The 21917-nt window shown below is 68.7% G+C and carries 25 protein-coding genes and 1 pseudogene; 8 read left to right on the forward strand and 18 right to left on the reverse strand.

Annotation, left to right across the window (positions count from 1 at the left end; genetic code table 11):
* Positions 1-91: 91 nt before the first annotated feature.
* A complete protein-coding gene (locus ACTMTI_RS50395; RefSeq protein WP_441128032.1) occupies positions 92-268 on the reverse strand; it encodes a hypothetical protein in 177 nt (58 codons plus the stop codon).
* Between ACTMTI_RS50395 and ACTMTI_RS50400 the strand changes: the two are divergent.
* A pseudogene (locus ACTMTI_RS50400) lies at positions 246-730 on the forward strand (DUF4158 domain-containing protein); the annotation flags it as partial. The gene ACTMTI_RS50395 and the pseudogene ACTMTI_RS50400 overlap by 23 nt on opposite strands.
* Here the strand turns inward: ACTMTI_RS50400 and ACTMTI_RS50405 are convergent.
* The 9 genes from ACTMTI_RS50405 to ACTMTI_RS50445 all read right to left on the reverse strand — a co-directional run bounded on the left by ACTMTI_RS50405 (position 634) and on the right by ACTMTI_RS50445 (position 7766).
* Positions 634-864: a hypothetical protein gene (locus tag ACTMTI_RS50405; protein WP_441128064.1), complete on the reverse strand. Its 231-nt coding sequence runs from the start codon at positions 862-864 to the stop codon at positions 634-636. The pseudogene ACTMTI_RS50400 and the gene ACTMTI_RS50405 sit on opposite strands and share 97 nt — an antisense overlap.
* Positions 865-1085: 221 nt before the next feature.
* Complete coding sequence (locus ACTMTI_RS50410; RefSeq protein ID WP_441128033.1) at positions 1086-2267, reverse strand: serine hydrolase domain-containing protein; 1182 nt, start codon at positions 2265-2267, stop codon at positions 1086-1088.
* A gap of 4 nt (positions 2268-2271) precedes the next feature.
* Positions 2272-2661 (reverse strand): recombinase family protein, encoded by a 390-nt coding sequence (locus ACTMTI_RS50415; protein WP_441128034.1) that lies wholly within the window; start codon positions 2659-2661, stop codon positions 2272-2274.
* On the reverse strand, positions 2592-2843 hold the full coding sequence (locus tag ACTMTI_RS50420) for a hypothetical protein (RefSeq protein WP_441128065.1): 252 nt from the start codon (positions 2841-2843) through the stop codon (positions 2592-2594). The genes ACTMTI_RS50415 and ACTMTI_RS50420 overlap by 70 nt, the downstream gene beginning before the upstream one ends.
* Before the next feature lie 110 nt (positions 2844-2953).
* Positions 2954-3220: a helix-turn-helix domain-containing protein gene (locus tag ACTMTI_RS50425; protein ID WP_441128035.1), complete on the reverse strand. Its 267-nt coding sequence runs from the start codon at positions 3218-3220 to the stop codon at positions 2954-2956.
* Positions 3168-3995 carry a MerR family transcriptional regulator gene (locus ACTMTI_RS50430; RefSeq protein WP_441128036.1) on the reverse strand — a complete coding sequence of 276 codons (828 nt, stop codon included), beginning with the start codon at positions 3993-3995 and terminating at the stop codon, positions 3168-3170. Before ACTMTI_RS50430 ends, ACTMTI_RS50425 begins: the two co-directional genes overlap by 53 nt.
* 101 nt (positions 3996-4096) lie before the next feature.
* Entirely contained in the window at positions 4097-5485 is a 1389-nt protein-coding gene (locus ACTMTI_RS50435) for a serine hydrolase domain-containing protein (protein ID WP_441128037.1), read from the reverse strand.
* A gap of 348 nt (positions 5486-5833) precedes the next feature.
* A complete protein-coding gene (locus ACTMTI_RS50440; protein WP_441128038.1) occupies positions 5834-7438 on the reverse strand; it encodes a multicopper oxidase family protein in 1605 nt (534 codons plus the stop codon).
* Positions 7431-7766: a hypothetical protein gene (locus ACTMTI_RS50445; RefSeq protein WP_441128039.1), complete on the reverse strand. Its 336-nt coding sequence runs from the start codon at positions 7764-7766 to the stop codon at positions 7431-7433. Before ACTMTI_RS50445 ends, ACTMTI_RS50440 begins: the two co-directional genes overlap by 8 nt.
* Before the next feature lie 196 nt (positions 7767-7962).
* On the opposite strand from ACTMTI_RS50445, the gene ACTMTI_RS50450 reads away from it, so the two are divergent.
* Positions 7963-8865 carry a LysR family transcriptional regulator gene (locus ACTMTI_RS50450; protein ID WP_441128040.1) on the forward strand — a complete coding sequence of 301 codons (903 nt, stop codon included), beginning with the start codon at positions 7963-7965 and terminating at the stop codon, positions 8863-8865.
* A gap of 311 nt (positions 8866-9176) precedes the next feature.
* Here ACTMTI_RS50450 and ACTMTI_RS50455 read toward each other — a convergent pair whose 3' ends face one another.
* Positions 9177-9824: a TetR/AcrR family transcriptional regulator gene (locus tag ACTMTI_RS50455; protein WP_441128041.1), complete on the reverse strand. Its 648-nt coding sequence runs from the start codon at positions 9822-9824 to the stop codon at positions 9177-9179.
* 127 nt (positions 9825-9951) lie between these two features.
* Here ACTMTI_RS50455 and ACTMTI_RS50460 point away from each other — a divergent pair, with 127 nt between their 5' ends.
* From ACTMTI_RS50460 to ACTMTI_RS50470, 3 genes are all read left to right on the forward strand, one after another.
* Positions 9952-11004 carry an aldo/keto reductase gene (locus ACTMTI_RS50460; RefSeq protein WP_441128042.1) on the forward strand — a complete coding sequence of 351 codons (1053 nt, stop codon included), beginning with the start codon at positions 9952-9954 and terminating at the stop codon, positions 11002-11004.
* A 427-nt stretch (positions 11005-11431) separates the two neighbouring features.
* On the forward strand, positions 11432-12058 hold the full coding sequence (locus tag ACTMTI_RS50465) for an acyl-CoA-like ligand-binding transcription factor (RefSeq protein ID WP_441128043.1): 627 nt from the start codon (positions 11432-11434) through the stop codon (positions 12056-12058).
* Positions 12059-12138: 80 nt separating this feature from the next.
* Positions 12139-13725, forward strand: coding sequence for an FAD-dependent monooxygenase (locus tag ACTMTI_RS50470; RefSeq protein WP_441128044.1), 1587 nt, complete (start codon positions 12139-12141; stop codon positions 13723-13725).
* Positions 13726-13806: 81 nt separating this feature from the next.
* Here the strand turns inward: ACTMTI_RS50470 and ACTMTI_RS50475 are convergent, their stop codons facing one another.
* From ACTMTI_RS50475 to ACTMTI_RS50490, 4 genes are all read right to left on the reverse strand, one after another.
* On the reverse strand, positions 13807-14172 hold the full coding sequence (locus ACTMTI_RS50475; RefSeq protein WP_441128045.1) for a DUF4267 domain-containing protein: 366 nt from the start codon (positions 14170-14172) through the stop codon (positions 13807-13809).
* Positions 14173-14691: 519 nt separating this feature from the next.
* Positions 14692-15774 (reverse strand): epoxide hydrolase family protein, encoded by a 1083-nt coding sequence (locus ACTMTI_RS50480; RefSeq protein ID WP_441128046.1) that lies wholly within the window; start codon positions 15772-15774, stop codon positions 14692-14694.
* A gap of 20 nt (positions 15775-15794) precedes the next feature.
* Complete coding sequence (locus tag ACTMTI_RS50485) at positions 15795-15938, reverse strand: hypothetical protein (protein WP_441128047.1); 144 nt, start codon at positions 15936-15938, stop codon at positions 15795-15797.
* Between the two features lie 103 nt (positions 15939-16041).
* A complete protein-coding gene (locus ACTMTI_RS50490) occupies positions 16042-16455 on the reverse strand; it encodes a nuclear transport factor 2 family protein (protein WP_441128048.1) in 414 nt (137 codons plus the stop codon).
* A gap of 88 nt (positions 16456-16543) precedes the next feature.
* On the opposite strand from ACTMTI_RS50490, the gene ACTMTI_RS50495 reads away from it, so the two are divergent.
* Positions 16544-16984 (forward strand): MarR family winged helix-turn-helix transcriptional regulator, encoded by a 441-nt coding sequence (locus tag ACTMTI_RS50495; RefSeq protein WP_441128049.1) that lies wholly within the window; start codon positions 16544-16546, stop codon positions 16982-16984.
* A 583-nt stretch (positions 16985-17567) separates the two neighbouring features.
* Here the strand turns inward: ACTMTI_RS50495 and ACTMTI_RS50500 are convergent.
* Positions 17568-18053 carry a carboxymuconolactone decarboxylase family protein gene (locus ACTMTI_RS50500; protein ID WP_441128050.1) on the reverse strand — a complete coding sequence of 162 codons (486 nt, stop codon included), beginning with the start codon at positions 18051-18053 and terminating at the stop codon, positions 17568-17570.
* Between the two features lie 197 nt (positions 18054-18250).
* On the opposite strand from ACTMTI_RS50500, the gene ACTMTI_RS50505 reads away from it, so the two are divergent.
* Positions 18251-19177 carry an RNA polymerase sigma-70 factor gene (locus ACTMTI_RS50505; protein WP_441128051.1) on the forward strand — a complete coding sequence of 309 codons (927 nt, stop codon included), beginning with the start codon at positions 18251-18253 and terminating at the stop codon, positions 19175-19177.
* A 222-nt stretch (positions 19178-19399) separates the two neighbouring features.
* Complete coding sequence (locus tag ACTMTI_RS50510; RefSeq protein ID WP_441128052.1) at positions 19400-19756, forward strand: DUF1801 domain-containing protein; 357 nt, start codon at positions 19400-19402, stop codon at positions 19754-19756.
* Between the two features lie 557 nt (positions 19757-20313).
* Here the strand turns inward: ACTMTI_RS50510 and ACTMTI_RS50515 are convergent.
* Complete coding sequence (locus ACTMTI_RS50515; protein ID WP_441128053.1) at positions 20314-21555, reverse strand: serine hydrolase domain-containing protein; 1242 nt, start codon at positions 21553-21555, stop codon at positions 20314-20316.
* Positions 21556-21678: 123 nt separating this feature from the next.
* Positions 21679-21822, reverse strand: a complete 144-nt coding sequence (locus ACTMTI_RS50520) for a hypothetical protein (protein WP_441128054.1) — start codon at positions 21820-21822, stop codon at positions 21679-21681.
* Positions 21823-21917: the final 95 nt, after the last annotated feature.

Consider the following 21917-nt stretch of genomic DNA (forward strand, 5'->3'; position numbering starts at 1 on the left):
GGAGTCGCCATACCCGGAAATGTCCCTTTGGTGCTCGTTGGTTGCTGCGCTTGGGCGGAGACTGCCGAGACGCCTGCTTCGGGCCTTTATTCTACAAGTCGTAGAGCTTGTGGTGGTGCTCGGCGTCCGGAGGTGGGGGGCGCGCCGATCGGCCCGCTCGTGCGGTCGGCTGGCACCCTGGGGTGGCCCAGTGCACGTAGTCGATCGCGCCGCCCTTGGAGACGACGTGGGCGCAGCGGACCGCGATGTCGAGGTCTTCGACGTTCAAGGTAAGGATCTCCTCAGGAGCGAGCGGCCCCACAGACAGTTTCCTGTCCGAAGAGCAACGCAGCCGCTGGGGAGCCTTCAACCACGCCCCGGACATCACGCAACTGGGCGCCTTCTTCCACCACCTGGACGCCGCCGCCCGACGGCGCGCGATGGCGGCCAACGGCGCCCGTAACCAGCTCGGCTGGGCCCTGCAACTGGGAACCGTACGTTTCCTCGGCACGTTCCTGGCCGACCCCACCGCCGCCCCGGCCGTCGTGGTCGACTACCTGGCCGAGCAACTCGGCCTGGATCTCGCCGATTTGAAGGGCTACGGGGGCAAGGAGGCGCGCTGGGATCACCAGCAGCAGATCCGCGACGCCTCGGCTACACCAGCTTCGGCTTCGAGCAGTGGTTCGCCGTGGTCCGCTGGGTGTACCGGCGGGCCTGGAACGGCAGCGTACGCCCCATCGTGCTGTTCGACCTGGCCACCCACCACCTGGTGGAGACCAAGATCCTGCTGCCCGGCGTCACCACCCTGGAACCGGAGTCCATCCGGATCCGGCGCAAGGGACTGGGCCGGCCGCGTACGCGCCCGGCGCGGATGCTGGCCGACAAGGCGTACTCCTCCTCGGCACCAAGGGCGGGCGGCCACCGGCCTTCGACCGCGACCGCTACCAGGAGCGCAACACCGTTGAACGCTGCGCCAACAAGCTCCGCCAGCATCGCGCCGTGGCCACCCGCTACGACAAGCGTGAGCGGATCTACCAGGGCACCCTCGACGTCGCCTCGATCCGCATCTGGCTCCGGCACCCCGTCACGTGATAACAGGACACGCTTTATGTCGCCGGGCAGAACACCGATTTGAGAGCGTTGGTGATGCGTTGCGGCGTGGTCATGCGCTCGGCATCGTCCATGGCCACCGTCACGGACACGGCGAACTGCAGGCGGCCGTCCGAGGAGGTGTAGGTCGCGGCGGTGAAGCCGGGGGCGCTGCCCCCGCCCCCTGGGGCGAACGCGGGGTTGCCGGCGCACGGGCCGCCCGAAGGCAGCGGCGGCTGGCCAGGCGCCGGATCGGTGATCACTTTGCGCAGTGACTCCGGCAGGAGCCTGCCCTGGCGGAATGCGCGCTGGAAGGCGCTCATGTCGCGCGCGGTGGAGACCACTCCGCCGGCGCCGAGCAGGGTGGTGGCGTTGAGCCTGTCGACATCGCGCAGCTTGCCCGTCTCGTCCGGGGCGTAGCCGTGCCCGTGCGGGCCCTTGATGCCCACCGAAGCCTTCATGGGCAGGTAGGTGTCACGCATTCCGAGCGGAGCGAAGAGCCTGCGGTTGAATTCGGCCGCCAGTGACCTCCCTGCCAGTTTCTCGATGATCATGCCGAGCAGGATGTAGTTAGTGTTGGAGTAGTTGAAGGTCCCGATCTCCACGGGCCGAGGCTTCTTGCGCGAGGCCGCCAGCAGGTCGGTCGGGCGGTAGTCGATTGTGGGGTCCAGGGGATCCACGTCCGCGCCGATATAGTCAGGGATGCCCGAGGTCAGCTGGATCAGGTTGCGTACCGTGATCTCGTCGGCCCGCTCCACCAGGTCCTTCTCCGCCACCTCCGGCAGGACCGCGCTGAGTTTGTCATCCAGGCTCAACTTGCCCTCCTTGACCAGTTGCAGGGCCACGGTGGCGGTCATGGCCTTGGTCTGCGAGCCGATCCGGTAGCGGGCGGTAGACGGGATCGGGCCGCCCTTGCCGTCGAGCAAGCGGGACCCGGCCGATCCTTTCCCGACCCGCTTGCCGTCCACATACACCTCGCCGATGGCGCCCACCACATGGCCCGTCCGCACCAAGGCTTCCATAGCCTTCTGCACATCCCCGACCTTGACAGGGCCGGGAGATGCCGAGGCGGTGGCGGGCGCGGCCACGCTCAGAGCCAGCGCCGCGCACGCCACCGAGGCGACGCGAGCCACTGCCGCTCGACGCGAAATCATGAAGTCTCCCTCTGCGGAAGTCCGAATAAACAGATGTCGAGCCACAGTTCTAGGGCAAGACGTGTTTCCTCGGTGTTGGCCCGACCGTGCGGCTACGGCTTCCGCCCCCGGTAATCGCGCAACACGGCGGCACCGGCCGCGGCCGCCTCCCCGGCGAAGTCGGTGACCTTGCCGGCGGGGACCTCCTGATCAGCTTCCGCTGCAGCTCGGCCAGGACCGACAGCATGCCGAACATCGCGCGGCCCTCCATGGTGTCGGTGTCGATACCCTGCTTGATCACATGCCGGCCCACCCCGCGTTCGCGCAGGTCCGCCCCAAGGGTGACCAAGTGCAGGACTGAGCGCGACAGCCGGTCCAACCGGGTGACCTTCAGCGTGTCGCCCTCACGCAGCAGCTTGAGAACCAGGTCAAGGCAGGGCCGGGATGCCTTCGCGCCCACACGACGGTCCCCAGGCGGCGTTCGTCGTCGAGAGGCAGGGCCTGCTCGCATGCCGAGCGCAGCCTCTCGTGGACGGTGCTCTGGGCGGCGAGTGCTTCGACGCGGTCGGCCATGCGGTGGTGCATGAGGGATCTGGCGTGGGCCAGCAGGGCCTTCCTGTCCCGGAAGTAGTGGGTCACCATGCCGGTGGTGCAGCCTGCGGCAGTGGCGAACTCGGCTCCACTTGGCGATCTTGCGCAGCTTGATCGTGGGCTGAATGCGGCCAGCCGCCGCCTGCAGGCGGCGACCGCGGTCAACGCGGGCCAGACCTTCGAGGTCGATGGCCAGCGCTGGCACCGCCCCGTTCTGGCCCGAGACCGGCGGCTAACGCGGCTGATATGGGCCATCGACCCGGCCACCGGCAGCCGCCCGGAGCACGGCCCAGATCGCGCGCGATCTTCCGGACCGACGCCTTTTCCCGCACCCGATCTGCGATATGGATGCGCTCGTGCAGCGCGCCGTCACGGCTAACGCCGGGAACGCCGCACCGCGGTGGCTTCCCGCCCTGTTCCGGCCGCACTCCGTGTTGCGTCCACGCGCTCGAGCTTGGTCCAGCCGGTCCAGCCCCGCTTCTTCAGCAGCTCGATCAGTCGACGGGCCGGCGGCGCGGTGTCGAACGCCAGGGTGTCCATCAGCCTGACGAACGGTGGCTCGATGTCGGCATCGTCAACGTAGTCCTCGCCCTGCTCGTCGGCCATCCGCGTGATGTAGGCGGCCAGCTTGTCGGCCAGCTCGACCAGCCGGGGGTCGTCGTCGGTCCGGTCGAGAGCCTGCCCCAGGGTGAGATAGAAGTCGATGAGCTGCGGGTCGGCGATCTGCTCCCGCTTGCGTGCCATCCACTCCGGGACTCGCTCGGGTGAGTGCGCGGCCAGCGGGATCCAGCCGTCGCGTTCGACCTGGACGATCCGCTCGTCGACCCCGAGCGCCCGCAGTCGGTCGAGGAACTCGACCACCTCCGGGGGCAGCGCCAGGTTGTCCCCGGAGGCGAGGCGGGCGATCCGCTCGCGGTGCCGCTGCCGCTCCCGGATCTCCGTCCGCAGCCGCTTGTCGATGTCTGCGACGGCCGCGGCGAACTCTTCCTCGTCGGCCTGTAGCAGCTCCCGCACGCGCGCCAGCGGGACCCCCGCCTCGGCGAGGGTACGGATTTTGATCAGTTCGATCACGGCGCCGGCGTCGTACCTCCGATAGCCGGAGTGATCCCGCTCCGGCTCCGGCAGCAGCCCCTTGGCGTGATAGTGCCTCACCGCGCGCACCGTCACTCCGGCGTACGACGCCAGCTCGCCGATGGTCAGCATCGGACAGTCTCCTAAGTGGGCGGCCGTCCCCGCCAGATCAGTGCAGACGACGAGGCGGCAGTTGGTCGCAGGCGGCCAGAGCGTTAAGGGCTGCGCCTCCTTCAGGCTATCTTCGGTGCCGCCCGCATGCCGAAGTAGACGTAGGATGTGCCGTCCGGAAGCGTCCCGAACACCAGTGGCAGCCATGGCGCGCTGACGGGGCCGAGGCCCGGCATGGCGAGCACCGTGTCGGACACCGTCACCAGGTCGGCCTCGATCGGCGGTGAGTAGCCGGCATTCCCGCCGGTTAGCTGCCACCGCAGACGCGGCACTCCGTCCCGCTCGTTGAGCGTGATGCGCACGCCTTCGCGTTCGTACGTGCCCGCGAGCGCGGCGACATCGACCGGCTGCGGTTCCGCGGCGGGAGCGAAGGCGTCGGGCATCCGCACTCCGGCGAGCTCGCCGAGCAGCTCCTGGAACAGGTCGACGAACAAACCGGTCGCACCGCCGCCATTGGTCAGCAGCGCGGCGACGACGCCGCTGCCAGGCACGACACGCAGGTACGAGAACTGCCCGAGTACGGCGCCGTCGTGACCGTAGCCGGCGACACCGTCCCAGTCGTACAGTGCCCACCCGTAGCCCCATGCGTGCGCCATGAACGACCATACGTCCAGGCAGTCGACGACGCGTCGCCGCATCGTCGCCGCCGACTCCGCGGACAGCACGCGTGTACCGTCGGGCGCGGTGCCGCCGTCGAGATGCATCCGCGCGAAGCGGACGACGTCGGCGGCAGTGACCAGGACGCGCCCGGACGGCCCGGCCGAGCGCGGCAACATGTCCCATACGGGCGCCGGCTCCGGGTCGGTCCCCCGCTCGCCGAGATGGCTCATCGCCGCCCGGAACCGCAGCGCCTCCTCCGGCAAGGTCATCGAATGCTCAAGGCCGAGCGGCGCCAGCAATCGGTCGCGCAACGCGTCGTCCCAGGTTTGACCGGTGACCACCTCCACGATTCTGCCGAGAATCGCATACCCGGTACTGCAGTAGGAAACGACGGCCCCCGGCGGGCAGTCCTGACCCACGTTCGCGCACGCCTCCACGTAACGGGCGAGGCAGTCGTCACCGCGACCGGTGTCGAGGGTGAAGTCCCCGGCGATCCCGCTGGTATGGCTGAGCAGCCGCCCAATCGTCACGCTCTTGGTGACCTCGTCATCGGCGACCGCGAAGCCCGGCAGTACGTCGACGACCCTGCTGTCAAGCCGCAGCTCACCGGCGTCGACGAGCTGCATCACCAGGGTCGCCGTGTACACCTTGGCGATCGAACCGGCCTGAAACACCGAGTCCGTGGTCACCTCCACGCCGGTCCCTCGGTGCAGCACGCCGCTGGCCAACTCGTGGATCTCACCCTCCACCAGCACCGCCAGCGCCGCGCCCGGCACGTGATGACTGGCGCGCAGCAGGTCAAGGCGCTCCTGCCAGCGAGCACGGTCAAAACCCATCTTTTTCGTGGTCATGCCGACCATGCTGAGAGGTTGACCCTGCGTCAGGGTCAACCCGTCGCGGCGGCATTACCTCCACCAGCTCCGCTACTCCCGGCTCTCTACCAGTTCCGAAGACGGCTGGTCGGCCCCGAGGTCGTCACCGCCGCCCTGGCCGAACACGACCCCCGCGCGCCGGGCGTCCAGGTCGAGGGCCAGGGTGATGTCCTGTTTCGCGTAGAACTGCGGCTCCAGGACGTCGAGGTCGCCGACCTCAGTGGTGCCCAGGAGATAGCCCTTGGACAGCGCGGGGCGCTGACGATGCCGGGATCGGCGGGCATCGTGGTGCTCCTCATGAACGGGACTGGGCGGGGTGCGCGGGGATCAGATGATCTCGAGGTTGGCCATCATGGCCATGTCTTCGTGTTCGGCGTTGTGGCAGTGGAAGAGGTAGCGGCCGCGGTAGCCGTCGAAACGGGTGATGATTTCTGCCGCTTCGCCCGGCCGCAGGGAGATGGTGTCCTTGAGGCCCGCGTCGTGCGGCAGCGGCGGGCGGCCGCTGCGCGAGAGCACCCGGAAGCCGGCCAGATGCAGGTGGATGGGATGGTGGACGTCTGCGATCAGCCGCCACACTTCGACGTCGCCGAGGCGGGTGGTGACGTCGGTGCGGACGGGGTCGAACGGGAGCCCGCCGATCACCCAGCCGTGGCCGCCGTGCATCCGCCCGGCGCGGAAGGAGAAGTCGCGCACCCTGACGGCGTCCGTCCGTCGCCAGGCCGGCAGATCGTCCGAGAGGGTGCGGGGGATGCGGCTGTCGTCGGTGACGCGGCGTGCGATGCGGAAGGCCATCACGTCGCGGGTACGGCCGGAGCCGAGCCGGTTGAGGAGTCTGACGCGGCCGCCGATCGGGACGCCGGAGAAGTCGATGATCAGGTCGTAGCGTTCGGCCGGCGCGATCGGCAGGAGCCGGTGGGTGACCGGTGCGGCGAGCAGTCCCTGGTCGGCGCCGATCTGGACGAGATCCAGCCGGCGTCCGTCATCACTGACGGCTTCGAGCTCGTAGTGGCGGGCGTTGGAGGCGTTCAGGATGCGCAGCCGGTAGCGGGCCGCGTCGACCTCGTGCACGGGCCACGGGGCGCCGTTGACCAAGATCACATCGCCTAGGACACCGGCGAGATAGGGTTCGTGCACGCCCGGCCGCTCCCGCAGGGCAGGGTCGAGGGCGGGGTAATCGAGGCTGCCGTCGGCGGTGAACGCACGGTCGGCGATCATGATCGGCAGTTCGCGTGGCCCCGCGGGCAGGCCGAGATTGTCCTCGGCGTCGTCGCGGACGATGTGCAGCCCGGCCAGGCCCCGCCAGATCGCGGGGCCGGTGAAGTCCATCCGGTGGTCGTGGTACCACAGCAGCGCCGGCCGCTGGTCCAGCGGGAAGGTGTAGTCCCGCGTCAGCCTGGTCACCACCGCCCGCGGATCCCGCATGCCATGCCCCAAGCCGTGCCCCGTGCGCTGGGTGGCCTCCGGCCAGCCCTCGGGCAGGACGAGGTCGGTCGGGTAGCCGTCGGAAGCCGCCGGGGTCCGGCCGCCGTGCAGGTGCACGACAGTCGGCACGGGCAGTTCGTTGCGGTGCGTCACGGTGATGGGCCGGCCGCGGCGCGACTCGATCGTCGGCCCCGGGAAGGCGCCCTCATACGTCCACAGCGGCGTCCTGACCCCGGGCAGGATCTCCGCGCTCGCCTCGCGCTGGGTGAGCTCGTAACGGTCGCCGCCGCCCGAGGTGCCGACCGGCTTCAGCACGGCGGGGACCGGCAGCGGCACCTGGAAGGGCGGCGGCAACGGCACGGCGCTGCGCAACTCGGCACCGGTGACCGGCGGCCGGCGGGCCAGCGCCGCCGAAGCCGACAGCCCGGTGGCCGCCATCAGCCCGAGCGCCCCGCCGATCCCCAGCATCCGCCGTCGGCTCATGCCGCGGCCCTCATCGAGCTCACGCATCGCGGGCCTCCCGCCGCAGGAGGGGCTGGCGCCAGACGGCGATGAACTGCACGACGAGCGCGGCGACGGTCATCACGCCCAGCGGGATGTGCAGCCACAGCGCGCCGTCCAAGCCGGCGAAGTACTGCACTGTCTCGGCCGCCACCACCGCCATCGTGGCCAGGAACGGCCAGACCCGACGCAGCCGTACCCCCACCACGATCGCCGCGATCACCTGCAGGTAGCCGATGGAGGTGACCACGTCGGCGCCGACCGCGTGCCAGCGCAGGCTGTCGTAATCACCGGTCAGATACACCCCGGCGAACACCGGCTGGCCGACGATCGCCACCACGTGCGCGCTGACAACGGCCCGGAAAACCCACTCAGTCGGCCTTGTCCGATGCGCAGCAGCGGGTCCCAGGCTGCTGGTGACCATGAGGGATTCCTCCTCACTCTGATCTCCGTGTGCGAACGCCCCCGACGCTATGGCTCAGGAGCTATCTTGTCTAAGATCAATATTGCTATGGTGTTATGCATGCGGAGGCATGATGGAGCTGAACTCGCTCAAGCAGTTCCTGGTGGTGGCGCGGCTGGAGCACCTCAGCCGGGCAGCCGACGAGCTTCACGTCGCCCAGCCGTCACTGAGCCGTACCATCGCCCGGTTGGAGAGCGAACTGGGCACACCGCTGTTCGATCGGAGCGGCCGGCTCCGCCTGAACGACACGGGCAAGCTCTTCCGCGATCACGTCGAACGTGCCCTCGGTGAGCTCGAGGCCGGACGACGCGCCGTCGCCGAGGCCGCCGGCGAGGGCCTGGGCAGCGTGAGACTGGCGTCGGAAACCTTCCTCACCCTCACCGGGCCGCTGGCGGCCTACAAGCGAGCCCATCCCGCCGTCGAGATCGAGCTCCACTGGTCGCCGGCCGCGGACATGGCCCGCCGCCTGCGGGCCCAGGACGTCGATCTGTGTGTCGCCTCGCAGCCGATCCACGCTGAAGGCCTGGAGTCTGCGCAGCTGTTCGACGAGGCTGTGGGGGTGGGCATGCCACTCGATCATCCGCTGGCGGGCCGTACTTCTGTGAGCATCGACGAACTCGCCGGCCAGCCCTTCGTCACCGCCCGCAAGGGGCACTGGATACGCAGGCTGCTCGATCGGCTCTTCGCCGCACGAGGCCTCACACCGAAGATCGTCTGCGAGAGCGACGAACCCAGCGCCATCGCGGACCTGATCAGCGCGGGACTCGGCATCGGTCTCGTCCCCGCCTTCGCCCGCCGCAGCGCCACCCGCACACCCGGCGCCTGGATCGCCGTCGACAACCCCGACTGCCGTCGCACGGTCACTCTGTACTGGGGCGCCGACAGCCACCTGTCGACCGCCGCCCGCCTGATGCGCACCACGATCACCAGCTGGAACTGGATCACCGGCGAACCACAAGCGAAACGCGGGTGATCGAGGGACTGTCCACCTGGCCACATACCTGTCGGACCCGGCGTTCCGGCGGAAGATCTCGCGGCAGCCGAACAAGGGCGAGAGTCCTGCACGCGCTGCGCCGGCACCTGCACTACGCCTTCTTCGGCGTCACCAACGTGAACGTCGAGGCGGAGCCGGCCAAGCTCGACACCAGCGGATGGCGGCCGTTGCGGCCCGCGCAGCTGCGGGAGCTGGGGCTGACAGGCGTAACCCCTGCGATCCCGGCGTGCCGAGTGGTCGTGAGCGCCACTCGGCACGCCGGGATCGCACGGGCCCAGGCCCGTTCGAATTCAGGAGCGAGGCCGGCTCGAATCGGCGCCGTAGCGCAGTCCGTCGATGAGGAGCGCGACCATGCGTTGGCTGTACGCGACTCCCTCGTCCGTCATCGGCAGGGACAGATTGGCGACGGCGTACAGGAGGTCCTTGGGGCTGATGTCGGCGCGAATCTCGCCACTCGCCGTCGCGGCTTCGAGCAGTGATCCGAGGGCAGGTCCGAGTCGCTGCATGAAGTAGCCGGGCAGGGCGTCGAACGCCGGATCGCCCGAGTGAAGGGCTGTAGCGAGTCCTCGTTTGGTCGCGAGGAACTCGGTGTACCGGTGGAGCCACTTCGCGAGTGCTACTCCTGGCTCGTACGCTGCGGTCAGCGCCGGGGCCGCGTCGGCGCAGGCATCCACCTCGCGCTGAAACACGGCCTTGACCAGGTCCGAGCGCTGCGGGAAGTGCCGGTACAGCGTTCCGACTCCGACGCCGGCCAGATCAGCGATCTCCTTCGCGGGCGCGTCCACGCCTGACGTGCCGAAGACGGCTTTCGCTGCCTCGAGCAGGGAGTCGATGTTGCGTTGTGCGTCGGCGCGCAGCCGACGCGGCGCGCGTTCGAGTGCGCCCGGACCCGCAGAGCCGGTCGAGTCGACTCCGGTCGGCGCCATGTTCTCCGTCACGACACTCCTTCGCTTGCTTAACCGGAAAGTCTTTCCGTATAGTTCCGGAAAGACGTTCCGCTTCGGTCCAGGTTACGGCATGCAAGAGCGCCGGCCACCCCTCGACCGCAACCTCAGGAGAAGCCGTATGCAGTACCGCACCCTCGGCCGGACCGGCATCACGGTCAGCCCCTACGCCCTCGGCGCCATGATGCTCGGGGCCGTCGGCAACCCCGACCACGACGACTCGATCAAGATCATCCACAAGGCCCTGGACACGGGGATCAACTTCATCGACACCGCCGACATGTACTCCCACGGCGAGTCCGAAGAGATCGTGGGCAAGGCGCTCAAAGGGCGCCGCGACGACGTCGTGCTCGCCACCAAGGCCCGGTTCCCCGTGAACTTCGACCCCAGCGGCGCCACCCCAGTCCTTCCCAACCGGTCGGGCGCCTCACGCCGCTGGCTGATCCGCGCCCTGGACGGCTCGCTGCGCCGCCTGGGCACCGACTACGTCGACCTGTTCCAGATTCACCGGCCCGACCCCGACACCGACATCGAGGAGACCCTCTCGGCGCTCACCGACCTGGTGCGTGCCGGCAAGGTCCGGGCCATCGGCACCTCCTCGCTGCCCGCCTCGGACATCGTCCAGTCCCACTGGGTCGCCGAGCGGCGCGGCCTGACCCGGCTGCGCACCGAGCAGCCTCCGTACTCGATCCTCAACCGCGGCATCGAGCGCGAGGTCCTCCCTGTAGTCCAGGAGTACGGCATGGGCACCCTGGTCTGGAGCCCGCTCGCCGGCGGCCTGCTCACCGGCCGCTACCGCAAGAACCAGCAGAACACCACACACCGGTCCCAGTTCGGCTTCCAGCACCTGAGCGACGAGCGCCGCCTGGACGCCGTCGAGCAGCTCATCCCGCTCGCCCAGGACGCCGGGATCTCGCTGACCCACCTGGCCATGGCCTTCGCGATCGCCCACCCCGGCGTCACGTCCGCGATCATCGGACCGCGCACCATGGAGCACCTGGACGACCTCCTCGCCGGCCTCGACGTCACGCTCACCGACGAGCTCCTCGACCGGATCGACGAGATCGTGCCACCCGGCACCGATATCGGCACGCTCGACATGGCCTACAACCCACCCGCCATCGAGCACGCGCGCCTGCGCCGCCGGCCCCTCGACGAACGCGCCGCCGCTTGACCGCATCGCTCCCGCACGGCGGGTGCACCCGCAGCGCCCGTCGTGCCCCTGAAACCCGGAACAGGACACGGCCGTCGAGCACCATGGCCCGGTCGGCGGCTACCGGTCTGCGGGTGAAACACCAGCGCATCTGCAACGGCATCGGGTCGTCGCGACTGGGCCCCGCACCACGGCCTACTCTGTCCAGCGCCAATGCCGACGCCCGTGATCTCGGCGTGTCAACCGAACGGTGGGACAAGGCCGTTTTCGTGGGCGAAGTGTACTCCGATGGAGACCTTCTCCGGCGTGATCTGGCAGAGCCAACGCACCACGCACCGGTTCACCGACAACAAGACCTGACGCTCAAGCGGAGGCCGGCTAAGACGCCCTGCAGAAATTGCGTATTGCGCATCTTTGCGCATCACGCAAGATTGTGTACTGTGGTCGTGTGAGCATCGAGGGCGTGCGTGAAGGGCTGCGGGAGCGCAAGAAGCGTGCGACCCGTATCGCGTTGAGCTGGGCGGCCATCCGCCTCTGCGCGGTGCGGGGACTGGACGACGTCCGCGTGGAGGACATCGCCGCCGAGGCCGGCGTCTCCCCCCGCACGTTCAACAACTACTTCTCCAGCAAAGGCGAGGCGATCGCCTTCCGGCATCTGGAGCGCGCCCGGCAGATCACGGAGGAGCTGCGCACCCGGCCGGCGACCGAGCCGCTCTGGGAGGCGATCACCAATGCGGCGCTGGCACGGTTCGGGCTGGGACTGGAAGCCCACACGGAGAACGTCGACGTACAGCAGTGGATCTCCGGGCTCCGCCTGATGTTCGCCGAGCCGGCACTGCAGGGCGAGATCTACAAGGCCGACGCCCAGGCCGAGGCCGAGCTGGCCGCCGCCATTGCCGAGCGCACCGGGACCGACCTCGGCCGCGACCTGTATCCCCACCTGGTGGCCGCCACCGTCGGAGCCGCCATCAGGTCGGTCACCGGTCACTGGATGCGCGCCGGCTCACCCGCCCCGATCACCGACCTGCTGACCGACGCCCTCCGGCAGGTGTCGGCGGGACTGCCCGTCCCCTGACGCGAACCCCAGCAAGCGCACCCTGAGCAACCGGCACACCGCCGGTCGATGTGCCATGCCCATTTTCAAGGAGGAATGCCATGTCTGCCGATGTCGTCATCGCCGGAGGCGGCCCGAACGGGCTGATGCTGGCCTGCGAACTGAGCCTCGCCGGCGTACGGCCGGTGGTGCTGGAGCGGCGGCCCGAACGCACCCGGGAGAACCGGGCCAACGGCCTGGTCGGTCAGGTGGTGCGGGTCCTCGAACGGCGCGGACTGTACGAGCGCCTCAGCGGCTCCAAGGAACCGCCGCACCCCGCGCCCGGCTTCGTGTTCGGGGCGCTGCCGCTGAACCTGAGTGTGCTGGAGGACAATCCGCTCTATCTGCTGCCAGTGCCGCAGCTCCGCATCGAAGAAGTCCTGGAGGAACGCGCGGTCGAGCTCGACGTCGAGATCCGCCGGGGACACGAGATCACCGGGCTGTCGCAGCAGGACGACGCGGTCACGATCGAGATCGCAGGACCGACCGGTCCTTACCGGATGAACGCCCGCTACCTGGTCGGGGCGGACGGCGGCAGCAGCCTGACGCGCAAGCTGGCCGGCATCGGCTTTCCCGGGGTGACCAGGGACACCGCGGTCTCCCGCACCGCGCACGTCACAGTGCTGGACACGATGGTCGATCCGGCCACCGGAGGGCTGAACGTGCCCGGCTACGGGCACATCCCGCCGTTCATGCACCACCGCACCGAGCGTGGGCTGTTCGTGTACGCCCCATTGCCCGGCAAGCCGCCGCTGGTGAGCACCATGGAGTGGCCCATGGACCCGCCCGGCGACGAGCGGCCGCCGACCCTGGACGAGATGCGCGACAGCGTCCGCCGGGTGCTCGGCTCCGACCTGCCACTCGGCGAGCCCACGGGCGAGGGCCCGTTCCTGCGGCGCAGGCTGACCGGCGGCAACACGCGGATCGCCGACCGGTACCGGGAGCGCCGGATCCTGCTGGTCGGCGACGCCGCGCACGTGCACAGCGCGATCGGCGGGCCCGGGCTCAACCTGGGCCTGCAGGACGCGGTCAACCTGGGCTGGAAGCTCGCCGCCGAGATCCGCGGCTGGGCCCCGCCTGGGCTGCTGGACAGCTACGAGACCGAACGGCGGCCGGCCTCCGAGCGAGTGGTCATGCACACGCAGGCCCAGTCGGCGCTGATCACGCCCGGAAACGAGGTCACGGCGCTGCGCGAGCTGTTCACCGAGCTGCTCGGCGACCGCCGCAACGTCCAGCACATCGCGGACATGATGGCCGGCGCCGACATCCGTTACGACATGGGAGCGGGAGACGCCCACCCCTTGATCGGCCAGTGGGCCCCCGACCTGCTACTAGACACCAGTACCGGTCCCGTCCGGCTCGCCGCCCTCACCGGGCACGCCCGGCCGCTGCTGCTGGACCTGACCAAGGAGGGATCACTCGCCGGGGAGCTGCCCGGATGGCGCGACCGGGTGGACGTCGTCACAGCCCGCCTCCACGACCCGGTCACAGCGCTCCCCCACGACTCTGCCGCCTCGGCCACCGCCCTGCTGCTGCGCCCGGACTGCCACATCGCCTGGGCCTCGGCGTCCACCCGGCCCGGCCCCGATGACCGCGAGGGCCTTCGCGCGGCCCTGTCGCGATGGTTCGGGGCGCCGCTCGCAGCGTGACGTGGGCGCTGCGATCACGGTGTCAGTGAAGTCGGGGACGATCAGGGACATGATCGCGTCCTTTGCGTTGGTGACGGGGAATCAGACGGCGAAGAGCAGGGCGGCGGTGAGCAGCATGATCACGGCGGTGGCGAAGTGGATGCCGAACGCGGCCGCTTTGGTGCCGCCGTTGCGCAGCACGATCAGGGTGTCGCCCAGCGGAAGCAGGGTGGCGATGAGTATGAACCAGGCCTCGGCGCGGGCGCCGGCGAAGACCAGCAGGGCCAGGCCGACCAGGCCATAGGTGCCGTCACGCAGGCCCTTGATCGTCAGGTAGGCGCGGTCCGTCTTGGCGGGGACGCCGTAGCCCGCGGCGGCGGCGTACGGAACGAGCAGGAAGCGGGCTCCGATGACCAGGCACATCAGGTTGAGGATGATGGCAAGGCCGTACGCAATGGTGGTGAGCATGGCATGACTCCACATATCTAGCAGCGCTAGGAACGAGAGCGAGGCTAACAGAGCATAGACATTTGCACTAGCGATGCTAGGTTCCGGAGCATGTCGATCGCCTACGTGGGGTCGTCGCGGCCTCCGGTGCGGAGGGCGGGCCGGGGAAACGGGCCGGACGCCGGAACTACGGCGCGTTGAACACCTTCGCCCGCGGCCGGGTGGACCTGGCCGAGGTCCGCCGGAACTAGGAGGACATCCAACGGGTGGTCGCCTCGATCTACACCGGCCCGTCCGTGCCTACGACGTGGTGACTGTGCTGCACCGGTATGAGCGTGGCCTGGAGCACCGGCTCGGCGTGCTCGGCCTGGTGTTGAACTGCGTCACGCTGTGCGACCGTGTACCTGGACGCCGCAGTCCGCCGGCTGAAGGCCCAGGGCTATCCGGTCCGCGAGGAGGGACATGGCCCCGCCTTCCGCCGTTCGTCCACGGCACGCGCCTCCCTGGCAGGGTCTCCAAGCGGGTGGTGCCCCGGTAGTCCTACTTGATGTGCGTAAGGAAGAAGTCCCGGACGTCCTCGGCGAGCAGCTCCGGCACCTCCATCGCGGCGAAGTGGCCGCCGCGCTCGAACTCCGACCAGTGCCTGATGTCGTACAGCCGCTCGGCCAGCGGTCGCACCGACTGCGTGATGTCGTGCGCGAACACCGCCACGCCAACCGGTACCGGGCACGGCTCGAGCCGCCGCGGAGCCTCGCGGGACAGCCGCGCCGAGGAAGCCGCGGTGGCGGTCAGCCAGTACAGCGAGATGTCGGTGAGCATCCGCTCGTCACTGATCTGCGAGCGTGGGTCCGTCCACTGTGCGAAGCGCTCGGCGATCCAGGCCAACTGGCCGACCGGCGAGTCGGTCAGCGCGTAGCCGATGGTCTGCGGAGTGGTGGCCTGCAGAGCCTGGTACGGCGGACGATTCGCCATCAGCTGCCTGACCTTGTCCAGCCGAGCTTCATCCGTTTCGGACAGTTCGATGTCGGCGTCCGGAACCGGCGCGGTCGGCAGGTAGTTGATGTGCACCCCGACGACCTGCTTAGGTGCCACCGCGCCGAGCGCCGTTGAGATGCCCGAGCCGAAGTCGCCGCCCTGCGCGCCGTAGCGCTCGTACCCGAGACGGCGCATGAGCTCGGCCCAGGCCCGCGCGACCCGGACGATATCCCAGCCGCGCTCGTGGGTCGGCCCGGAGAAGCCGAAACCCGGGATGGACGGAATCACCAGGTGGAAGTCGCGCGACAGCGGCTCGATCACGTCGAGGAACTCCAGGAACGAACCGGGCCAGCCGTGGGTGAGAATCAGCGCGAGCGCGTCCGGTTTCGAAGACCGGACGTGGACGAAGTGGATGTTCTGGCCGTCGATCTCGGTGGTGAAGTGCGGAAGCTCGTTGAGCTTGGCCTCGTGCTCGCGCCAGTCGTAGCCGGTGCGCCAGTATTCGGCCAGTTCCTTGAGCCGCGCCAGCGGGAAGCCGTAGTCCCACCCGGCGTCGGCGACCTCGTTGGGCCAACGGGTGCGGGAGAGCCGGTCGTTCAGGTCGTCGAGGTCAGCCTGGGGGATGTCGATGCGGAACGGCTTGATCATGGTTTTGACTCCAGGGGGATTCATTCGGCGCCCAAATGTTCGGACGAGCCGATGTCGGGGTCGATGGGGTCGGTGCGGACGGCGACGGTGTACCGGGTGCCGGTTTCGAACATGGCCGTGAGGCGGTGGCGGCCGGCGCCCATCCGCCGCTTGGGGGGCGTCATCGACCCATTCCGCCCCCAATCGCCGTCTGACCGCTACCCAGACGACATGCTTGCGGTGGTGCGTGCCACACCCCCGTGGGGTCCACGGCTTCCCGGAAAGAGATCAGTTCTCGCGTGTCCAAACGGGCATGATCCGCACCTCGCGGAGTCGCCAGCCCGCCGGCGTCCGTACGGCGGTGGAGGCCATTCGCAGCCCGCCTGTGAAGTGGGGTGCTTGGCCGTCGCGGTAGTAGTACACGAGTGAGTTCGCCGAGGCGGACGCCTGGTCGCCGTCGACCGTCACCAGCAGGTCAGTGGTCGTGTGCTGGGCGTGCTGCCCCTCGACCTCACCCTGTCGCATAAAGCCGACGACCTTGTCGATGCCGCGGAGTTCGCCTCCGCGCGGTGAGTGCATCGCCACATCGTCGGCGAAGACGGTGTCTGCATCCTCCCACCGCTTCTCGTCGAGCAGGAGCGCGAAGCGGGTGAACAGGTCGGCGATCTCGATACGGTCGGCGATCCAAGTCTCCGTGGACATGACATCCTCCTTCGTTGGTGCCTCCAACATTGGCGACACCCACTATACGCAGATTTATTGGCTGCGCCAACGATGTATGGTGGCTGTCGTGGAAGAGACACCCGCACGCCTGACCGCAAAGCCAAGCTGGCTGCTCACCCAGCTGGCAGTGCACGCCCACCGGTTGGCGTCTGACGGCTTCGGCGAGGTGGGCGCGCGTGGGTACCACTACCGCATCCTGTCCGCGCTGGACGAGTTCGGGGTGGCCAGCCAGACCGAGCTTGGCCGCAGGTGCAACATGGACCGCAGCGACGTCGTGGCGGCGATCAACGAACTGGCCAAGCAGGGTTTCGTCGAGCGCACGCCGGACCCGGATGACCGAAGGCGCAACATAGTGACCCTCACCACGGCGGGTGATCGGCAGCTGCGACGCATGGACCGAGCACTTGACAAGGTGCAGGACGACCTACTCGGGCCGCTTCCGGCCGAGGACAGGCAGACCTTGATCCGCCTGCTCACTCAACTGCTCACGCACCACCAACGGGGGTGAGCATCGGCTGGCGGTGGTCGCCGCGACGAACTGGATGGGCGAGGTCTGCCAGGAGGACGAGGACCCGCGGCCTCGGAGAGGCTCGACACCGAAGGCCCCCGAAGGTCAACCTGACCAGCCCTCGCGACCAGCAGCTCGCCAATGTCGATGCCGTATTCTTCGCGCACTTCGTGCGTCGACCAGAGCCCGGCCGTCAGCACGACCGCCAGATGCGGACGCTGCCGGGCGGGCGAGACGGGATCTTCGACCACGCGACGATATGCCTCGCGTCGCGAGGATCTCGGCCAGTGACCACCAATCAGCGCCGTCGGCGAGCGCGTCGCGCACCAGCGCCAGGGCGAGCTGCTCGGTGGCACCGCGGAGTCGGTCGGCCTGGTCCCACGCCGACCGGTACTCGCCGGCCGCTTGGGCGGAGCGGCGAGGAGTGCCGGGCGGGAGGCCCATGAGCGGCCTGGTTGGGATGGCGGGTCGGAGCGGCGAGGAGTGCCGGGCGGGAGGCCCATGAGCGGCCTGGTTCGGATGGTGGGTCGGTGAGGTGCGCGGGCCCTCCGGATGGGCAAGATCCTGGGGATTGGCCTGCCGGTCAGTTCGCCATGCCGGCGAACATGCCGGGCTCGTAGGAGCCCCCTGGGTTGCGCACGATCACATTGAGCCGGTTGTTCGCGTTGATCATGGCGATCAGGGAGACCAGCGCGACGATCTGATCGTCGTCATAGTGCTCGCGCACCTGGGCCCAGGTCTCGTTGGACACGCCGTGGTGGGCGTCGGCAATCCGGGTGCCCTCCTCGGTGAGCGCCAGCGCGGCCCGCTCTGCCTCGGTGAACACGGTGGACTCGCGCCAGGCGGCGACCAGGTGGAGCCGGACCGCGCTCTCCCCGGCCGCGGCGGCGTCCTTGGTGTGGTAGTCGACGCAGAAACCGCAGCCGTTGATCTGACTTGCCCGCAGCATCACCAGGTCCTGGGTGGCCTGGGGTAGCGGCGACTGCTGGATCGCCAGGGCGACGTTGTAGATCCGCTTGGCGATCTTGGCGCCGAGCGCGTTGGCCATCAGGTCGATACGGGGTTCCATGATGTGGTCCTCACTCGTGGTGTTGCTTGCCGCGTGGATCGTTGACGCGGCGTCCTGACGAGCAAGAGATCCCGGCGACCCGATCCTTGTGACAGCGCGGTTGTGTGACGTACGTCACCGATCATGGGTGTCACAAAGCGGTGGGGACCGGCGTCTTATGCATGGCACGGTCGAGAACGAACAGGCAGGAACCAGCAATGAGCGAACGCAGCGAGCAACCGACGGACACAGCCGGTCCCCTCGCTGGTGGCAGCCGCATTGACTCAGCCACCGAGGCGTTCCTCGCCCACCGCAACCTGCTGTTCACGGTCGCCTACGAGATGCTCGGCTCGGCCGCCGACGCCGAGGATGTCCTGCAGGAGACCTGGTTGCTGTGGGCGGGCGTCGACCTCGGCACGGTGCGGGACGAGCGTGCCTACCTGGTCCGGATCACCACCCGCCAGGCGCTGAAACGGCTGCGTACGCTGGGCCGGCGCAAGGAGTCCTACGTCGGCCCCTGGTTGCCCGAGCCGCTGCTGACCGCGCCCGACGTGGCCGAGGACGTCGAACTGGCCGACAGCGTCTCGATGGCGATGCTGCTGGTGCTGGAGACGCTCGCGCCGACCGAGCGGGCGGTGTTCGTACTGCGCGAGGTGTTCGATCTGGGCTACGACGAGATCGCGGAAGCCGTTGACAAGAGCCCGGCCGCGGTCCGCCAGATCGCGCACCGGGCGCGGGCACACGTCGCGTCGCGCCGACCGCGCGGGGTCGTTTCCCCGGCCGAGGCCCGCGGCGCGTTCGAGGCGTTCCAGCGGGCGGTCGAAACAGGCGATCTGCAACGCCTGCTCGACATCCTCGCACCGGACGTCGTCCTCCTGGCTGACGGTGGCGGAGTCAAGCTGGCCGCACTGGCGCCCGTCGTGGGAGCCGGCAGCGTGGCCGACCTGCTGGGCAGGATCGCCCCCGCGGTGTCACTGCGGCCGGCACAGGTCAATGGCTACCCGGCGCTGATCCTCCAGCTCAACGGCGAGATCGACACCGTCATGGCGGTGCGCATCGACGACGGCCTCATCACCGGGCTCTACGCCGTGCGCAATCCTGAGAAGCTGTCGCACATGGAGCAGGAGACCGCCCTCCATCGCTGAGCCCGGGGCTCTGCCAACCAGTGCATGCCACTGATCCTGGTGCATCACACTGGCGCCAAGTCCGGGGTTGAGCGGATCACACCGGTGGTCCCGTTTCTCGAGGACGGCCGTCGCCGGCAAGGGAGACACCGCCTGTGTTGCCGTCGTGGGCCACGCGAGTGAGCCCAGAAGGGAGCACTTTGGGAGATGCTGCTTCCGAGGACATGGTGCTAGATTGGGAAAATGTCCAATTCAAAAAAGGTTGACGACTTCCTGGGTAAGCTCGACCACCCGTTAAAGGAAGAGATGGAAGCCATCAGGGCCATCATCAGCGCCAATCCCAAAATCGAAGAAGACGTTAAATGGGGAGGGCCCAGTTTTGCCTACAAGGAGGAACTGGCCACCTTCAACCCGCGGATCAAGGACTACGTCGCCGTTATCTTCCACCAGGGCTCCCTGCTCAAGGACGAATCCGGCCTGCTGGAAGCTGGTCCGAAGGGGAAGGCCTACGCCAAGCTCCGCAACATGGAACAGGTGGCGGCCAGCAAAGAGGCGCTGGAGAAGCTGGTGAACGAGTGGATCGAGTTGATGGACAAGTAGCGTCCGGCAGGTTCCGCCCTGACTGGAGTGCTTGTGCATACGCGTACTCATGTTCAGCCGCGATATAAGTGCGGGAATCCGCATGCCGTGAGGTCACAGCCGAGCCGGCGATTCTCACGCGCTCCGACGGAGACGGCGGCGAAGAGGTGATTCCTCTCATCCGATGTGGCGGGCAGGGAACGGAGACATCCCCTGTTGCCGTCATGGAGCACGCAGGTAAGCCCGCCCTTCCGGAATCTGCCACATCGGATGAGAAGCGACGACCGCCTCGGCGCTCGGCGCTGCGCGAGCTGTCGGGAATGGAACGCGAATACATCCGCGACCGAACCCTGGAAGGGGCATCAAAGGGCAAGAAGGGCCGGCACCCCTCACCCACCACGTCCTGCGCATGCTGCGTGACCACGACGAAGCCGCCGTGGCGCCGGCCCAGCCCGTGAGCTGATCGGATCCCGATCGCGCTCTACCTGATGCACGACCGGAAGCAGGCCACCCTCAAGGCGTACGCGTCCAAGGTGCCCGGCCCCGTCTACTGAGCCGGCAGAGCCGGCTTGGCCTCGTCAATCCGCGGTCTGCCCGCCGCAGAACACCTCCTGGACGAGCCTGTCCACCAGCTTCTTGTAGTCCTTTGCCGGGCCCCTGGTGGCCTCGTCCACCCAGGTCACCGAGGCGGTCAGGGTCGTCTTGCCGTCAGGTGAGCTGTACATGAACGCCCCGAAGCCGTGCGGGGGGCTGCCGTTGTGCTGGTAGACGGTGCCGCAGTCCGGGCCCAGGTCCTGCACGAACAGCCCGAGGCCGTAGCCCATCTTCGGGTGCGGTGTGCGCATCTCGGCCAGCAGCTTGGCCGGCAGGAGCTTGCCGCCGTTCAGCGCGGAGAAGAACGTGGCCAGATCCTGGGTCGTCGAGATCAGGTCGCCGGCGCCGGTCAGCAGGGAGAGGTTCTGGCGGGAGATGTCGACCACCTTCTGCTGATCGGCGTCCTCATACCGGTAGTAGCCGTGGGCGTGCGGTCCGGGCAGCTGCGTCCGGTTGCCCGCCACCATGGTGCCCCGCATCTTGAGCGGCCGCAGGATTCGCCGCCGCAGCTCCTCGGTGTAGGAGCTATCGGTGACCTTCTCGATCAGCAGCAGAGCCAGCGTGTAGTTGGTGTTGGTGTAAATCTGGTCCGTCCCCGGCGCGAACCTCGCCGACTTGGACAACGCCAGCCGTACCAGCTCTTCGGGCCGGTAGCTGCGGAACCGGTTGTCCAGCCACTCCTTGCCCGCGGCGGAGATCCCCGGCACGTACGTCCCGTTAGGGTCGAAGTCACCGGTGTAGTTGAACAACCCGCTGGTGTGCTGCAGCAGCATCCGCGCGGTGATCCGCCGGTCGAGCCCGAGCTCGGGCAGGTAGCCGGCCACCGGGGCGTCCAGCCCGATCTTGCCCTCGGCCACCAGCTGCAGCACCACGGTCGCGGTGACGGGCTTGACGATGCTGCCCGCCCAGAACGAGCCGTTCGTCGACGGCTTGGCGCTCTGGCCCAGCTTGCGCACCCCGGCGCTGCCGGCCCACTCGCCCCGCTCATCGTGCACGCGCACCTGCACCCCGAGGAAGCCGGCATCGACGAACGCCTGCGTTGCCTTCTGCAGCTCCTGGCGATCCTGGCCGACCGCGGCCTTCGGCACGGCCGCGCTGCTGTCCGCGGCGGCCACAGCGGGTGCGGCCACAGCCGCCCCGGCCAGCAGCGCGGCCGCCAGCGCCGTGACCGTCACTCGCCGCAAGACCTTGGTCTGCGTGGTCGCTGGTGGGGATTGGGTTTTCATGGTTCCTTGTCCTTCGGTGTCGCGCTCAGGCGAACAGCTCGCCGAGCAATTCGGGATCGATGAGGATGGGGCCCGGATGGAGGGCAGGCGGCTGCGTGCCCATCAGCTCGCCTATCAGGAAGTTCAGGCGCGCTCGAGGAAGTAGTGCAGACAGTCGATGAGTCGGTGCCCGGCCCCGGCCATGATGATCAGCTGAAAATCCTTGTCAGCGGCGATGGGTCTGTCGACCAGCCGCAGCGTGTGGTCCGGGTGGACCTGGCCGTCCATGCCGGCGGGCGTCGGCAGTCGGCAGTCGGCAGGAGTGAGCGAGCCGGCGTGGCCCGTACGGGGCCACGGTGCTCGGCCCTGTCCTTTGGGCCGGC

Origin of the sequence: Nonomuraea sp. H19, assembly GCF_052068215.1 — a bacterium.
GTDB lineage: Bacteria > Actinomycetota > Actinomycetes > Streptosporangiales > Streptosporangiaceae > Nonomuraea.